We start from the raw sequence: 283 nt of genomic DNA on the forward strand, positions 1-283 counted from the left end.
GTCCCAAGCTGCTGATCGAGGTGCCTGAGCGCGCCACCCTGCACGCCCTGCGTCCGCCGCTGGAGCGCATCGTCGACTGGGGCCGCGAACACGGGGTCAACGGCTGCTACGTGCTGTGGCGCAGCGGCGCGCGCACGTACGAAGGGCGCAACTTCAACCATCTCGATGCGGCCATGGAAGACCGCGCCACCGGGGTGGCGGCGGGCGCGCTGGCGGCCCATCTGGGCTGCACCATCACGGTGCATCAGGGTGCTGCACTGGGCGCGCCCTGCCTGATCCGCAT

1 protein-coding gene is annotated in these 283 nt (G+C 71.0%); it reads left to right on the top strand.

The genetic code is table 11. The annotated features are described in order from the left end of the window. The coding region (locus F2P45_RS35200; RefSeq protein ID WP_187367272.1) for a PhzF family phenazine biosynthesis protein at nucleotides 1–283 on the top strand (283 nt) is incomplete at both ends.

This window comes from Massilia mucilaginosa (genome assembly GCF_011682145.1).
GTDB classification, from domain to species: Bacteria; Pseudomonadota; Gammaproteobacteria; order Burkholderiales; family Burkholderiaceae_D; genus Telluria_A; species Telluria_A mucilaginosa.